This window comes from Phaeodactylibacter xiamenensis (genome assembly GCF_000759025.1).
GTDB classification, from domain to species: Bacteria; Bacteroidota; Bacteroidia; order Chitinophagales; family Saprospiraceae; genus Phaeodactylibacter; species Phaeodactylibacter xiamenensis.
The window spans coordinates 158197-172435 of the sequence record NZ_JPOS01000002.1 but is presented as its reverse complement, the minus strand read 5'-3'; the positions used below and the strand labels follow the sequence as shown (position 1 = coordinate 172435).

General features: G+C 51.0%; 15 protein-coding genes. 8 read left to right on the top strand and 7 right to left on the bottom strand.

What is annotated here, in order from left to right; translation table 11 throughout:
• Nucleotides 1-708, top strand: a 708-nt coding sequence (locus IX84_RS00755; RefSeq protein WP_044215680.1) for an IS66 family transposase, incomplete at its 5' end; no start/stop codon positions are given.
• A 171-nt stretch (nt 709-879) separates the two neighbouring features.
• On the opposite strand, the gene IX84_RS00750 is transcribed toward IX84_RS00755, so the two are convergent.
• Nucleotides 880-1179, bottom strand: coding sequence for a putative quinol monooxygenase (locus tag IX84_RS00750; RefSeq protein ID WP_044215678.1), 300 nt, complete (start codon nt 1177-1179; stop codon nt 880-882).
• Complete coding sequence (locus IX84_RS00745; protein ID WP_044215676.1) at nt 1176-1949, bottom strand: SAM hydrolase/SAM-dependent halogenase family protein; 774 nt, start codon at nt 1947-1949, stop codon at nt 1176-1178. Before IX84_RS00745 ends, IX84_RS00750 begins: the two co-directional genes overlap by 4 nt.
• Nucleotides 1950-2163: 214 nt before the next feature.
• Here IX84_RS00745 and IX84_RS00740 point away from each other — a divergent pair, with 214 nt between their 5' ends.
• From IX84_RS00740 to ltrA, 5 genes are all read left to right on the top strand, one after another.
• The gene (locus IX84_RS00740) at nt 2164-3240 is read left to right on the top strand and encodes a PhoH family protein (protein ID WP_063978239.1); all 1077 of its coding nucleotides are present in this window, start codon (nt 2164-2166) and stop codon (nt 3238-3240) included.
• Nucleotides 3241-3252: 12 nt separating this feature from the next.
• Complete coding sequence (locus tag IX84_RS33195; protein WP_160213601.1) at nt 3253-3429, top strand: hypothetical protein; 177 nt, start codon at nt 3253-3255, stop codon at nt 3427-3429.
• Nucleotides 3430-3495: 66 nt separating this feature from the next.
• Nucleotides 3496-4737 (top strand): 3-phosphoshikimate 1-carboxyvinyltransferase, encoded by a 1242-nt coding sequence (locus IX84_RS00735; RefSeq protein ID WP_044215675.1) that lies wholly within the window; start codon nt 3496-3498, stop codon nt 4735-4737.
• 46 nt (nt 4738-4783) lie between these two features.
• Nucleotides 4784-4996 (top strand): hypothetical protein, encoded by a 213-nt coding sequence (locus IX84_RS00730; RefSeq protein ID WP_044215673.1) that lies wholly within the window; start codon nt 4784-4786, stop codon nt 4994-4996.
• 548 nt (nt 4997-5544) lie between these two features.
• Nucleotides 5545-6813, top strand: coding sequence for a group II intron reverse transcriptase/maturase (ltrA, locus tag IX84_RS00720; protein ID WP_044215669.1), 1269 nt, complete (start codon nt 5545-5547; stop codon nt 6811-6813).
• 95 nt (nt 6814-6908) lie between these two features.
• Here ltrA and IX84_RS30560 read toward each other — a convergent pair whose 3' ends face one another.
• Both IX84_RS30560 and IX84_RS00710 read right to left on the bottom strand, forming a co-directional pair.
• On the bottom strand, nt 6909-8114 hold the full coding sequence (locus tag IX84_RS30560; RefSeq protein ID WP_052515670.1) for an OmpA family protein: 1206 nt from the start codon (nt 8112-8114) through the stop codon (nt 6909-6911).
• 265 nt (nt 8115-8379) lie between these two features.
• The gene (locus tag IX84_RS00710) at nt 8380-9603 is read right to left on the bottom strand and encodes an acyl-CoA dehydrogenase family protein (RefSeq protein WP_044215668.1); all 1224 of its coding nucleotides are present in this window, start codon (nt 9601-9603) and stop codon (nt 8380-8382) included.
• 157 nt (nt 9604-9760) lie between these two features.
• Between IX84_RS00710 and IX84_RS00705 the strand changes: the two genes are divergently transcribed.
• Entirely contained in the window at nt 9761-10198 is a 438-nt protein-coding gene (locus IX84_RS00705; RefSeq protein ID WP_044215667.1) for a dihydroneopterin aldolase, read from the top strand.
• A 70-nt stretch (nt 10199-10268) separates the two neighbouring features.
• The gene (locus tag IX84_RS00700) at nt 10269-11006 is read left to right on the top strand and encodes a DUF4197 domain-containing protein (protein ID WP_044215666.1); all 738 of its coding nucleotides are present in this window, start codon (nt 10269-10271) and stop codon (nt 11004-11006) included.
• Nucleotides 11007-11142: 136 nt separating this feature from the next.
• Here IX84_RS00700 and IX84_RS00695 read toward each other — a convergent pair whose 3' ends face one another.
• The 3 genes from IX84_RS00695 to IX84_RS00685 all read right to left on the bottom strand — a co-directional run bounded on the left by IX84_RS00695 (nt 11143) and on the right by IX84_RS00685 (nt 14192).
• Nucleotides 11143-12288: a baeRF7 domain-containing protein gene (locus IX84_RS00695; protein WP_044215665.1), complete on the bottom strand. Its 1146-nt coding sequence runs from the start codon at nt 12286-12288 to the stop codon at nt 11143-11145.
• Between the two features lie 61 nt (nt 12289-12349).
• Complete coding sequence (locus IX84_RS00690) at nt 12350-12583, bottom strand: hypothetical protein (protein ID WP_044215664.1); 234 nt, start codon at nt 12581-12583, stop codon at nt 12350-12352.
• A 67-nt stretch (nt 12584-12650) separates the two neighbouring features.
• The gene (locus tag IX84_RS00685) at nt 12651-14192 is read right to left on the bottom strand and encodes a GH3 family domain-containing protein (protein ID WP_044215662.1); all 1542 of its coding nucleotides are present in this window, start codon (nt 14190-14192) and stop codon (nt 12651-12653) included.
• Nucleotides 14193-14239 lie beyond the last annotated feature (47 nt).

Here is a 14239-nt window from a genome sequence, read left to right as displayed (position 1 = left end):
CACTGGGCACATAATTTTGTCTGTGGCCTGTTTACTTATCTGTTTGTGCATGAGAAAAGAGGCGCACAGGCGCTGCACAGCGACGAAAGCATAGCTCAAAACTATACAGGCACACTGGTGCACGACTGCTGGGCAAGCTATTTTGGCTTGGAAAACGCCCGCCATGCGCTTTGTGGGGCGCACTTGCTGCGCGAGCTTAGAGGCCTAGCTGAAAACCATGAGCGCCAGTGGGCTGACAAGATGCACAGTTTGTTAATGTACGCTTACGAATTTAGCAGTGGCGGGAGCTCAGTGCTGCCGGCTAAAAAATATAAAACGGTCCTGTCCCGCTACCGGCAAATCTTAAAAGAAGCCAGCCGTGAAGAGCCGCCGCCCGAACTCCGCCCAAAAGGCCGGGCGAAGAAAACAAAAGGGAGGAACCTGCTCGAAAGGCTGGAACGATACGAAGAAGAAGTACTGAGGTTCACGCGGGAGCACGAAGTGCCCTTCACTAATAACCTGGCCGAACGTGATATCCGCCCGTTAAAAACGAAGCTAAAAGTCAGTGGCTGCTTCCGTACCCTACAGGGTGCGCGGCACTATGCAAGGATCAAAAGCTTTTGCAGCACGGCAAAAAAGCACGGCTTGTCTGCCTATGAAGAGTTGCTCAACGCTTGGCGGGGCGAGTCGTTCCTTCGCAGCTACGCTGCCGCAGGAACCCACACCTAAATAGTTACCTGTTTTGTAAAGCTGTGAAATCAATGTAAACCCCAATTGACAAGAAGGGGAGCCTTACCGGTTCCCCTTTTCACTACCCAGAAGACGCCGCCCCTGCAGCAACTATCGCATTTATTCCTTAACAGGTGAATTGCCGGTAGCGCTCAACCCGCTGTGGGGGCTTTATTGCTCCATCTGTGAAGCCACTTCCACACTCCATGCTTCTGGCTTGCCGCCAAACAGGACTTTTGTTTTCGCCCAGGTCCGCTTGAACAACTCCGAATGCCGGTACTGCTCCAAAGCAGCCTCGTCCTCCCAGTAGCTGTAAGTAAAGAAAACTTCCGGCTGATTCCTGTCGCGCCAAAGCTCCAGGTGATGGCAGCCGGGGAAGCCCCGGATCAGCGCTTTGCTGGATTCAAAAATACCTTGAAAATCTGCTGTCTTTTCAGGCTGGAAAGTCAGTTTGACGATTCGTTTGATCATGAGCGGAATTCGATTTGGACGGTGTCTTCTACATTAATCCCCAGCAAGCTGCTGGCTTTGCCCATATTGATGGCAATCTCCAGTAAATCGGAGGAGTTGAACAGGCAAAGCGGCTCCCCGATCTCCACTTCGTGGTACTGCCGGCATAGGGTTCGGATAGGGTCGTTGCGCTTGAAGTAAAGGGCAAAAGACCGGTCCGCACCTACCTGTTCAAAGAGGGAGCGGTTGATATTGGTGATCGCGTTATCAAAGCTGTCCACAAAAATAACGGAGCCCCTGATTTGGGAGGGCCCGATGACCGGCTGCAGAGTGATGCGCTGCATGACCTCGGTTGTGGCGGCTCCCAGCTCAATAAGCGGCCGCCCCTGCGCTAAGTGCCCTACTGCCCGGGCGTAGATACGTTCCAGCGACATGAGTTCTTCCGGCGCATAGTCCAAAAGATGGTATTGGTAGGGCGCGTCCTCCGGGAAGATGAGCGAGAACAACCCATTGTCCGGGGCAATAAAGTAATGCCCCCGATAGGCTGCTGCGAGAAACCGCGGCGTGCCCGAAGGGTAGTCATTCACACTGATCAGGTGAAGCGTGCCTTTGGGAAAGCTTTGCCATGCATTCCGGAACAGGAAGGCGGCCTGTACAATATCGTAATTGCTCACCTGATGCGTGAGGTCAATCAGCTGTGCGGAGGGAGCAGCGGCCAACAGCGCTCCTTTCAATTTAGGAAGGTCAAAGCCCTTGTCGCCGAAATCAGTGGTAAGCGTTACAATTGCCATAGGCTTAATGTGGAAGTGAAGGGCTAAATTTAAATGTAATGCGCTACTTATCCGAATTTTCCGGGCATACTCCTAAATTATTCAGCCCGGGGCAAAATTAACGTAATCTTGAAGCAAGAGGCGGCCTAAGGTTGAACTTTTATGAATATATTAGAGTTCTGAAAGCATTAATCTGAACTTGGCTAAGTTGCCTTCCTGATAAAGCGTAACAGCCATGTTCTTCACCAAAAGGGATACCATTATATTGAGTGAGATCATTTTAACTGTGGAAAGTGTCGACCTGGTCGAGCTATACGGTGAAAACAATAAAAAGCTGAATCTGCTTCGGGAAGCCTTTCCTTCTGTCACCATTACCTCCCGTGGCAGCAGCGTAAAGATGGCAGGTGACAAGAAAGACACGCAGAGAGCCAAGGCGAAATTCGAAATGATGGTCCGTCTGTTGCGTGAGCACAAAGAGTTGCCCATGCAAATGGTACAGGACCTGATCAACGACAATAATCCATTTGAAGCACGGATCAGCAAAGAGAGTGCATCAAATAAAACGATTTTGCATGGCCGTAACGGGCGGCAGATCAAAGCCAAGACTCACAACCAAAAGCGGCTCATTGAGGCGAGCGAAACGAATGATGTGGTCTTCGCTATTGGTCCCGCTGGCACGGGCAAAACCTATACTGCTGTAGCCCTGGCTGTGAAGGCGCTTAAAAACCGAATGGTCAAGAAGATCATCCTTACAAGGCCGGCTGTTGAAGCAGGTGAAAGCCTGGGCTTCCTCCCCGGTGACCTTAAGGAAAAGGTTGATCCTTACCTCAGGCCCCTTTACGATGCCCTGGATGATATGCTCCCCGCTGAAAAGCTGCAGCAGTTCATGGCCAACCGGGTTATTGAAATCGCGCCCCTGGCATTTATGCGTGGGCGTACACTGGATAATGCATTCATCATCCTGGATGAGGCGCAGAACTGTTCGACGGCTCAGCTCAAGATGTTTCTGACCCGCCTGGGCCCGTCAGCAAAGTGTATTATTACCGGAGACCTTTCTCAGGTGGATTTACCCTTCCATCAGAAATCGGGCCTGCGCCGATCCATTGAGCTTCTGGCAGGGCTAACCGGGATTGCCGCAATCAAATTGGATGCGGACGATGTGGTCCGCCACCGCCTGGTCAAGGAAATCATTCTGGCCTACGAGCGTTCTGACGAAGAAATGCGTAAACGCCGTGAACAGCGTGAGAGTGACAAAAAGAAAGAAGCGGAAAAAGAGACGGTCCAATCAAAGGCGGCTGCTCAAGAAGAATAACTGCATACAACGATGAATTACCGAGTTCGTATCAATAAAAAGAAAGAGGCTGCATTCCATAAAATGCTGAGTGCCCTGGAAGCCCTGGGGGTGATTCTGGAGTATGAGCGCCTGGATAAAGATGCCGATGAAGACAGGAAAGCTAAAGCTGAGGAAGTTGCAGATCAGTACCGCGATTTGGTAGATTAGCGCTTCTAAATTCTGAGGTTTTCAGGTTTTTTCTCATTTTGTCGCCCTTTAGAGTTTATCCTGACTATGACACTTACTTTAAGCAGGCCTGAGGGCACACTTACCGGGGAAATCACCCTGGCCGGTTCTAAAAGCATTAGCAACCGTGCACTGATGATCAGAGCGCTGAGCGGCGCCGATTTTCCTATTCATAAATTGGCGAATGCCAGGGACACCGTACTGTTGGAGGCATTACTGCAAACCACTGACCACACCCTTGATGCCGGTGCCGCCGGGACGACTTTCCGGTTCCTCACGGCTTATCTGTCCATGCAGCCCGGAGAGCAGGTGCTTACCGGCACTGAGCGGATGAAACAACGGCCTATTGGTGTATTGGTAGATGCGCTGCGGAAGCTGGGCGCCAAAATTGACTACCTCGAGCAACAGGGGTACCCCCCCTTACGGATAGGCGCTCCCGATGGGTTCGGCAAAGCCAATACCCTGTCCATCGCCGCGAATACCAGCAGTCAGTACATTTCTGCTTTGCTCATGCTGGCACCAACCCTTCCGGAAGGGCTCCGGCTGCAACTCGAGGGTGAGATCGTCTCCCGCCCTTACATAGAAATGACCCTTTCCCTAATGAGCTACTTTGGCGTAAGCCATCAGTGGGAGGAGCAAACCATCATCGTGCCGCCTCAGTCTTATGTGGGCAAGCCTTTCACTGTAGAAGCAGACTGGTCGGCAGCCTCCTACTACTACGCTATGGCTGCCATTGCCCCGGAGACGGACCTTCGCCTGAATGGGCTTTTCCGGGAAAGTGTGCAGGGCGATGCCGTCCTTTCGGAAATGATGACCGAATTTGGAGTGGAAACCCACTTTGACGAGGCTGGCGTCCGGTTGAAAAAGAGAGCAGGTGCAGAAGTGCCGGACGAGTTTACCTGGGATTTCCTGAAATGCCCCGACCTGGCGCAAACGCTTGCTGTATGCTGTGCTGCAGTGGGCACAAGTGGTACGTTTTGTGGCTTGGAAACCCTGCGCATTAAAGAAACTGACCGCATTCTGGCGCTTCAGCAGGAACTGCAAAAAGTCAACGCCAACCTAATTGAGCTGCCTCCTACCGGAGAGCGTACTTACTTTCAGACACAAGGGAAAACGCTTTTTGGTTCCACTCCAACCTTTGCTACCTATGAAGATCATCGTATGGCGATGGCTTTCGCGCCTTTGGCAATGCAGCATCCCATCGAAATTGAGGAGCCGGAGGTAGTCGTCAAGTCTTACCCGGACTTTTGGAAAGACCTGCAGAAGATAGGTTTTGAAGTAGTCAGATAAAAAAAGGCCGGTTGAGCAACTCAACCGGCCTTTTTGTTTGCATGGCATGCAAACATTTTCCGAAGGGCTGAAAGAAGCCCTGGCGCCTAATCGGTGGGAAGCCAATGCGAAGGCAACTGCGTTACTGGCAACGGTAGGGTGGGAAGGAAGCCTTAGCAAGTATGGGGCACGTAGCGGGAGCGAACCGGGAGTGGCGCGGCAGGTGGGTAACCTTGCAAAAAGTGGGAAAGCCCAAAAGCCGGATAACCTGCCACGTTAAAACGGACGGTGTCCCATACAGGAAAGTTTGCTTAACCATGGAAGCCTGTTGGGGTGTCCGGGATTTTTTATCTGGACAAGCAGCTAACAAGTCGCAAGGCGAGGCAGCAGCCACACGCCAGCAGGTGGCAGATGAGCCCGTAGTAGTTTTAAACTCCGAGCCTTTGAAGCTCTGGTAACAGGGTGGAGGATAAAACTTGGAGGACAAGTTGCGATGGCTGACCGCAAAGCTAGTCAACTTGACTTATCAGCGCCAAAAGTGCTGGTAAGCTGCGAAGGGGCGAAGTTAAATCAAAGCGTCTCCCTCCAAGGGGTCGTTAAGGTACAAGTGAAGACAATCGTCGGTGGGACCCCGATGAGGAATTATGGGAAGGTGGTGACGAGCCCAGCCTGACCAATAATCCGCACGAGCGTTGAGTACGGTGGAGCCAGACAGGGTAGATTGCCATAGAGCTAGAAACGCCCTGCCTCCCGCCAGAACAAACAGCCTGCCTTAATTGCACCGCCTGGAGCTCAGAGAAGCTGCAACGTACAAAAGTTTTTTTTTTTATGCGAAAATGGTACAGCCTATACGACAAAGTGTACAGCTGGAAGAACCTCATGGAAGCCTACCAGAAGGTAAAGGCGAACCGGGGCGCTGCCGGAGTAGACGGAGTTCGCATCACCGACTTCGATGAGAAGAGGGTGTCAGAGCTGCGCCGTTTGAAAAAAGAACTCAGGACGAAGGCGTACCGCCCGCAGGCAGTAAAACGGGTGTATATCCCGAAGCCTGACGGCAGCGAACGCCCATTAGGCATACCGACGGTACGCGACCGGGTGGTGCAGCAAGCACTGCTCAACATCCTCCAGCCCATTTTCGAGCCGGGCTTCCACCCATCGAGCTACGGCTACCGCCCCGGGCGCAGCTGCGCCCATGCAGTGGCTAAGGCAGAGCGTTTCAGTAACAAGTGGGGGCTGGCTCATGTCGTTGACATGGACTTGTCGAAGTGCTTCGACACGCTGGACCACGGCTTGATACTGGCAGGGGTGGGGGCTAAAGTAAGCGACGGCAGTGTTTTGGCACTGGTCCGTCAAATACTTGAAACGGGAGTTATGGACGAAGGGGCATACTACCCTGCGGAAGCTGGCAGCCCGCAAGGCGGAGTAATCTCCCCGCTGCTGATGAATATCTATTTGGACAATTTTGACCAGTACATGAAAAGTCAAGGCATCCGGATAGTAAGGTACGCAGACGATATACTGATCTTCGGCTACACGCGCAGTGAAGCGGGCAGGTATCGTTCTATAGCCGCCCAATATCTGGAAGAGGAGCTAAAACTTACGGTCAACGTAAAGAAGACGCACCTCACAACGATATGGGAAGGCATAACGTACCTGGGTTTTATCATCAGCCGGCGGGGTGCGCGCATACACCCAAAGAGCGTGAAGAAGTTTAAGGACAAAGTCCGCAAGCTGACCCCACGCAATTCCGGGCGTAACGTAGAGCACCAGATAAGGGAGCTGTCGATGCTATTGCGGGGTTTTGCCAACTACTTCCGCATTGGGCAAGCCAAGAGCCTGTTCCGTAATTTAATGAGCTGGATACGCCGCCGCCTACGGATGAAGCAGATGCGCGAGTGGAAAAGTTGGAAAGGCTTGCATAAACAGTTACGACGGATGGGTTACAAAGGGAGTTTTGAGAAAATCTCTATGGCCCGCTGGCGCAACGCGAGCTGCAAACTGGTCCACATGGCGCTGCCTAATGAGTGGTTTAATAACCTGCACTTGTACGACATGGAGCGGGTGAAAACCAACACGTTGCATCAATACTATGAATAAGATTTAACAGGAGCCGTGTACGAGGCCCGTACGCACGGTTCTGTGAGAGGGATAAAGTAGAAGGATGCATCCTTCTACTTTACCCTACTCAATTATTATCCATCAGAGGAAATATCCAGGATTTTGATTTCTACCCGTTGATTGCGTTTTCGCCCGTAGGCGGTTTTATTGGATGCGATCGGCTTGGTCTTGCCATAGCCTTTGTACTCCAGCCGGTCGCGGTTGATGCCTCTGTTAATGAGGTATTCGGCGACTGATTTAGCCCGGGCAGTGGACAGTTTGAAACAGTAGTCATCTGGTGGCAGGTCATTCGTATGCCCACCGATTTCGATCGCTACATCCTTATTCGTTTTGAGGAACTCAAACACTTCATTCAGCACTTTCCGCGAATCGCTGGTGATGCTGGAGCTATCTGCCAGAAAGTAAAGCTTGTCCAGCGTAATAATTTTACCTTTCTCCATTTCGGAGCGCTTTACCCCTGCAATTGTAGGCTCCGGTTTTGGGGGTTTCACCTCCTGCGGTTGTGGTTTGGGATCAGGCTCAGAGGCAGGTTCCGGATCTGCCTCTGGAGTATTGGAAGGTATATTGCTGGCTATTGGTTCCGTGGTTAAGACTTCTTCAGAAGGCTGCTCCACTTCCGGCAACTCCTGAGGAGCCTCCGGGATATCTTCCGCACAGGGAATAGGGGTAATTGCCGAGGCATTGTCTACCAGGACATTTCCATTGTAAGGAAACAAGGTAGGCGTTTCGTAGAAGGCCTCAATCAGAATATGTGAGTAGGCTTGTTTGGGCTCAAATTTGAAGTTATACTGCATCCACTGCGAGGCTTTGACCAGACCGGTTTCGTCGAGGAGGACAGACCGGTCGCAGTTGTTGCTAAACCCGCCGTAAATCCGGAGCTTAACCGGCTGATTAAAGTTGGTGCGCTGCTCTGTGGTGCGGCTAATGCTCACGTAGTAAGGCGATCTGGCCAGGTGGAGGCTGAATTCGTAACAAGTTCCCGGCTTCATAGGGCTGCTCAGCTTTTGGGTGACCGCTTCGTAGGTTTCATTATCACGAACCACCATACCAAGATAGGTCGACCCGTCCGTTGCGGGATACGTCACGGCAAAATCTCCGCTGGGCTGAGTATCAGGAGGCGACTCCCCCGGGAAACCACAATCCTGCCATCCGGTTGGTGGGTGGCTGTGGCGTGGAAAGTCTTCAAAGGAGGGGTTATTAAGATAAATAGCTCCCTGGCTCGTTCCTGAAACGATTGAACTGAGCAGGAGGACCAGAGACAGAAAATGTTGTTTCCTCATGTGATGAATTTTGTCTTACGCTGCCGGGCGATTCCTAAACGTTGCGTGTTTATTTGGTTATTGCAAACCGTTAAGGGTAAAAATAAAGGAATCTGATGATTGTTGCACTTAAATCCGAAATATGGCAACATATGCTCCGCGAATAACGAAGAAAAACGGACTTTTAGCATAAATATGCCCGGAAATTGCTTGCTGAGGCGGTATGGGCGGAGGTAGGAAGCCGACAGCACCCTGCAATAGGAGGCTGTCGGCTAGCTGTTTTATTCTAACTAAAGGCATTCAGGCCCGTTACATCGTGGCCGGTGATGAGCAGGTGGATATCGTGCGTGCCTTCGTAGGTGAGCACAGTTTCCAGGTTCATCATGTGGCGCATGACCGGGTACTCGTTGGTGATGCCCATGCCGCCGTGGATTTGGCGGGCCTCCCGGGCCACTTCCAGTGCCATGTGTACGTTATTGCGCTTGGCCATCGAAATCTGAGCAGGGGTCACTTTGCCTTCATTGGCAAGGGTGCCCATTCGCCAGGCCAGCAACTGTGCTTTGGTGATTTCCGTAATCATTTCTGCCAGTTTCTTTTGCGTCAGCTGGAAGCCACCGATTGGCCGGCCAAACTGTTCCCGCTCCAGGGAGTAGCGCAATGCAGAATCATAGCAGTCCATCGCTGCTCCGATAGCGCCCCAGGCAATACCAAAGCGGGCTTTTGACAGGCAGGACAGCGGGCCGCGCAGGCCTTTGATATCCGGGAAAACATTAGCTTTGGGTACCCGTACGTCTTCAAACACCAGCTCACCGGTGATGGAAGCCCGCAGGGACCATTTGCCATGGATTTCAGGCGCAGAGAAACCCGGCATGTCTTTCTCAACGACCATGCCGCGGATTTTGCCTTCTTCATCCTTTGCCCATACCACTGCGATGTCAGCCACAGGAGAGTTGGTGATCCACATTTTGGCCCCATTCAGGATGTAAGCGTCGCCATCGTCTTTGATATTGGTCACCATCCCGCCCGGGTTAGAGCCATGGTCGGGCTCAGTCAGGCCGAAGCATCCGATAAACTCTCCGCTGCCAAGTTTTGGCAGATACTTGCGTTTTTGCTCCTCAGAGGCGTACTTCCAAATCGGGTACATCACGAGCGAGCCCTGCACAGATGCCATGGAGCGAATACCGGAGTCGCCACGCTCCAGCTCCTGCATAATCAGGCCGTAAGCGATTTCGTCCATTCCACCACCGCCGTACTCTGCCGGGATATTTGGCCCGAAGGCACCGATTTCCGCCAGGCCTTTGTAGAGGTGTTGGGGGCATTCCGCACGTTCTGCGTACTCCTCGATGATGGGGCTGACTTCCTGTTTTACCCAGGTGCGCACAGCATCGCGCGCCAGGAGGTGGTCATCCTTTAGCAAATCATCCAGCATGTAGTAATCATGGCCCTGGAAGCGGTCTTCCCGGGCTTTTTTTTCTATAGTGCCGTTAGGGGCATGTCCATTGCTATGCATAAAAAGTTCTTTTATTTGGCTAAGTAGCCTCAAAGGTAATCATTTAGGGGTTTCTGCACCACCATCGCACGTAGTTGCTACGTTTTTTTGACAACTGAGGTTCGCCCAATTGTAATTTGAGGCAGCAGGTGCCTATTTTTGACAAAAATGCATCACCATGGCCACTATTGCACTCGAAGGGGTACGCTTTTTTGCCCGGCACGGATACTATGAAGAAGAACAGGTGCTGGGCAATACATTTGTGCTCGACGTGATTGTCAACGCAGATACCGAACTGGCTGCCGCGACCGACGAACTATATGAGGAATTGGAGGAGGAGGAAATAGAGGAGGATGAACCGGCTGCTACTACTGTCAATTACGAATTGCTCTACTTTATTTGCCAGCTGGAGATGAAAACGCCCGCCAAACTCCTGGAAACTGTGGTTGATCGTATTGTCGACCGCATTGTAGCTTTCGATAACGTAACCGGGTACCTTGTCCGGCTCCGGAAATTAAACCCTCCGCTCGGTGGCAGGGTGGATGGCGCATGGGTGATGGTGAATGGAGGGGATATGGACCTTTCGTACCTGCAATTGGTAAAAAAACTTAAATGACCAAACTTAACAGCGGGGTCATGCCGTTACTTTTTGGACAACCCTTTCGTCACAAGTCAAAAAAAAATCAATGAACCGGACTACTATTGTGCGACAACTAACTGTATTGCTGCTTGGAGCCTCCCTGTTTATCGGCTGTACCAGCCAGCAAATTCAATCTACACTGGATACCCTTGCCAATGCCGGAGGCGGTGGCCTTACCAATGAGGAAATCGGCAAAGGCCTGAAGCAAGCCCTTGAGTTTGGTATTTCTGAAGGCGCCCAGCGTCTTTCTCAGGAGAATGGCTACTACAAGAGCCCCTACAAAATCTTGTTGCCGGAAGAAGCCCGTAAAGTAGCGGACAGGCTACAGAATATACCTGGCTTTAATCAGGTGGAAGAAACCATTCTTGAAAAAATAAACCGCGGAGCTGAAGATGCCGCTGCCAAAGCCAAGCCTATCTTTGTGGATGCCATCCGCAGCATGACTTTCCGCGATGCGCTTGACATCCTTACCGGTGATGATAATGCGGCTACTGCTTACCTCAACCGGGTGACCTACACCAAGCTGTACGACGAATTCAACCCCGTAATCGTGAACTCACTGGATAAGTTCAATGCCCGTCAATATTGGGGAGACGCTGTCAATGCCTACAACAAAATCCCATTCGTAGACAAAGCAGATCCTGATTTGGATGACTACGTGACGCGTCAGGCCCTGTCGGGCTTGTTTGACATGGTGGAGAAAAAGGAGCGGGAAATTCGCAATAATGTAAGTGCACGAACCACGGATCTGCTGAAGCGGGTCTTCGCGCGGCAGGACGGATAAGAATAAAAAAGCCCGCCAATATTGGCGGGCTTCACTGGCATTAAAGCCAGCTTTGGATTCGAGATTTGGGCAACTTAATGCCCTGAAACTAATGGCAAGCTCACCCGGTCATACGGGAGAGCTGTACAAACCAAAACTATTCAAATCTGTATATCGCGTTGGCGCTTGCTGTCGGGACAGGCATCTCCTCGGCGTCAAGCCAGTAGACTCGCCCGCCATTGAGATGAGTCTGAACAGCTGCCAAATCAAGCAAATCACGATATTCCTCACGCTTACCGAGCGCAATTTCGTTTTTATCATAATCAAATTGCCCCATCAGGTGCTCCCCTTTTTTGATAAAGAGGGTATCTACTTTTTCGTAGGCTGCCGCTGGTATAATTTGTTGCGGGGCTGCAGATGCCCGGTCATCAGCCATAGCTTGTTGAAATCTTTCCATGTCTTCTGCCTGCTGCGATTCAAAGTGCCGGCTGATGATACTCCAGGCTTTTTCGTGCAGCATGGCCGGGTTAAGTTGTTCCGGGTTGCCGCTAATGTTTTCTGTAAATAAGTTGCCATACTCGTTAACCGACTGATAAATCGGCAGCAGATAGTCTACACAGGCAATAACCATAGGTGGCTTTTCGTCATAGAGCATTTTCATAAGCCCTTTATTGACCTCGCGAAAGTAAGCTTCAATATCTTTTTTCTTGTCATCCTGCCCAATTCCTTGTCCATGGTAGATGGCGTTTTCGCCTCCGTCGCGACCACTGCTATGGTGCTGCAGTGCATCGTGTGAATCGGAAAGCACAAAAGCATCTTCCATGCCGGCAGTAGGTACCAGGTCTTCAATTTTTACCGGAGTAATACTGTACTGGTCTCCTTCGAAAAACCGGACTTCGTTCTGACTGAGCGCGAGCAGAAAGAACCGGCTGCTACCACCCAGTACCGGCAGCATGGGGCTGAGGTGAAAATTTTCTCCGACAAAAACATAAGCGTCGAAAGTAACAGGCAGAATCTCATAATGGAAGAAACCATCAGACCCTGCAAAAACAGCTAAACCGTCAGAGAGATAGGACCAGAAACGCTCTTTTTCCAGCAATGCCCGTGCCGGGCGGAGGAAGTGTTCAGCGTCTTTGGCATTCATGCCTTTTTCTTCCAGTTTCGTTTGTGCAGTCTTCAGCGCATTTTTGTACCGAATTTGATCTTCCTGGCTATGGTTGGCACGATAAGTGGGAACATATATGGAAAGCAAATTCGAGCCTTTCATTTTCGCCAGCTTATTAAATTGCTTTTCGTCAATCATATTATAGGTTTGGTTTGGTTTGGTTGAATTTTTAAACTGAAGTTTAGTCCCAATATGGACTTTAAGTATACTTTTCTTGCTTTTTGCGCATTCGGAGCACGATCAGCACGATCAGCAACAACACAAGCGCAATCCAGATTGAAGGCGTTTCATACCAGGCCGGGTCATCCGGTGTCGCGAATCTTTGATCGCTGTACGGACTGTCACTGGAAGCAGGCGCCTGTGCTACCAGGCTGTTCGCGAAGACCAAAGCCGAAAAGAAAGCATAAAGCAGCTTATTCAAAAGGTTTGTCATAAGTTATTTGTAATGAGTTGTTTATAGATAGAACGAGACGAGTGGGGTCATGTTCGAAGCCGAACACTCAGCAGTGCAGCCCGTTTTGAGAAAAAAGAAAATCCAGCAAATCCTGCATTTGTTCAGCTTTGAGCACTCTGGGCATTTTCATTTGCCCTCCCTTCTTCTTTCGTTGTTCCAGCCAGTCGTAAATAGTGGATTCAGCTAAAGCGGTGAGTTCAACTGACTTGAGCCCTTTGCTGCGGGCTACTGCGTAATTTTTATTCCTGGTTTTTAATGCTTCGTCGAGGCGCTCTGCCGCTTTGGCCTCATCGACATCTCCCGGTGTGGCGATCACCCACTGATGAATAAAATTGCCATCCTCATTTTTCATCGCTGCCACAGCAAACTCATTAACCGGCATGCCAAAGTCTTCGCTCAACTCCTGAATGGCCGCATTCATTTTTTCCTCAGACAGCTGCGAGCCCACCACATTAAGGAAATACTTGGTGCGCCCGGAAATTTTGATTTCCAGCTGGTCCAGGTCCGTGAATTTAATGGTGTCTCCAATCATATAGCGGTACGCGCCAGCAGGTGTGGAAACCAGAAGTGCATAGTCCACCCCTTCCTCTACTTTCTCTAGGGTGAGCACTTCAGGGCTGTCGAGCAGATTGCCGGTTTCATCAAAGCCACGTTCATCAAAGGGGATGAATTCGTAAAAGATGCCATGGCCTGCAGCAAGCCGCATATTCATAGTGCCGGGGCGGGCATTGTAGGCGAAGAAGCCCTCCGATGCCAGATAGGTATCGAGATATACCAATGGGCGCGCCAGTAGTTTTTCCAGGCTTTTGCGGTAAGGCCCGAACGCTACGCCACCCGTAGCATAAAGGGAAAGGCTTGGCCAAATATCATGTATATTGTCCAGTTTGTGGTAGTCGATAATCTCTTGCAGCATCAGCTGTATCCATGAGGGGATGCCGGCGAGCGCTCCAATGTCCCAGTCTGGTGCAGCTTCCGCAATGGCGCGCACACGCTCATCCCAGTTATCCAATTGAGCAATATCCAGTCCAGGACGGTAAAAGCCGCTAAACCATGCGGGTATGTTATTGGTGTTGATGCCGCTAATCTCTCCTTCCATATGCCCGTTGGGGTGCTGCCGCAGTTGTGCAGAGCTGCTGAGCATTAGAATTTCTTTTTCAAACAATTCGGGAGGCAGGTCAAATTGCGCCAAATGTTCTGCTTGTGCAATGCCCACCGATCTGATGGAGTCCAGCATGGCTTCCGTAACGGGGATGCGTTTGCTTGCTTTACCGGTGGTGCCGGAGCTGAGCGCAAAGTACTCCGGTTTTCCAGGCCAGGTAATATCCGGCAGTTGCTGCTGCTGTGCCCACCATGCTTTGTTCATTTGGTCGTAGTCGAAAATGGGGACCATCTGCTGATAAGCGGCTATCGGGTCGTCAGCTTTGCTAAGGGCTGAGAAGCCGTAGTAGATGCCAAAAGCAGTGGTGTTGGCGGTTTGTAGCAGCTTGAGAAGTTGCTCCTGCTGCTGTTTCACGGGGTCTTCCTTATCGGTGCTAAGATTGTGCTTTAAAGTAATTGCAGATTTGACAATGCTGCCCAGGATGGCCATTTACGTTTGGTTTGGTTCACTTGGGAAACGGCTTCCGTATGTCAGGT

Excerpts from the sequence above, each read along its gene's own strand:
- IX84_RS00750 (WP_044215678.1), bottom strand. The coding sequence starts at position 1,179 with ATGATCAAACGAATCGTCAAACTGACTTTCCAGCCTGAAAAGACAGCA.
- IX84_RS00745 (WP_044215676.1), bottom strand. The coding sequence starts at position 1,949 with ATGGCAATTGTAACGCTTACCACTGATTTCGGCGACAAGGGCTTTGAC.
- IX84_RS00740 (WP_063978239.1), top strand. The coding sequence starts at position 2,164 with ATGTTCTTCACCAAAAGGGATACCATTATATTGAGTGAGATCATTTTA.
- IX84_RS33195 (WP_160213601.1), top strand. The coding sequence starts at position 3,253 with ATGAATTACCGAGTTCGTATCAATAAAAAGAAAGAGGCTGCATTCCAT.
- IX84_RS00735 (WP_044215675.1), top strand. The coding sequence starts at position 3,496 with ATGACACTTACTTTAAGCAGGCCTGAGGGCACACTTACCGGGGAAATC.
- IX84_RS00730 (WP_044215673.1), top strand. The coding sequence starts at position 4,784 with ATGCAAACATTTTCCGAAGGGCTGAAAGAAGCCCTGGCGCCTAATCGG.
- ltrA (WP_044215669.1), top strand. The coding sequence starts at position 5,545 with ATGCGAAAATGGTACAGCCTATACGACAAAGTGTACAGCTGGAAGAAC.
- IX84_RS30560 (WP_052515670.1), bottom strand. The coding sequence starts at position 8,114 with ATGAGGAAACAACATTTTCTGTCTCTGGTCCTCCTGCTCAGTTCAATC.
- IX84_RS00710 (WP_044215668.1), bottom strand. The coding sequence starts at position 9,603 with ATGCATAGCAATGGACATGCCCCTAACGGCACTATAGAAAAAAAAGCC.
- IX84_RS00705 (WP_044215667.1), top strand. The coding sequence starts at position 9,761 with ATGGCCACTATTGCACTCGAAGGGGTACGCTTTTTTGCCCGGCACGGA.
- IX84_RS00700 (WP_044215666.1), top strand. The coding sequence starts at position 10,269 with ATGAACCGGACTACTATTGTGCGACAACTAACTGTATTGCTGCTTGGA.
- IX84_RS00695 (WP_044215665.1), bottom strand. The coding sequence starts at position 12,288 with ATGATTGACGAAAAGCAATTTAATAAGCTGGCGAAAATGAAAGGCTCG.
- IX84_RS00690 (WP_044215664.1), bottom strand. The coding sequence starts at position 12,583 with ATGACAAACCTTTTGAATAAGCTGCTTTATGCTTTCTTTTCGGCTTTG.
- IX84_RS00685 (WP_044215662.1), bottom strand. The coding sequence starts at position 14,192 with ATGGCCATCCTGGGCAGCATTGTCAAATCTGCAATTACTTTAAAGCAC.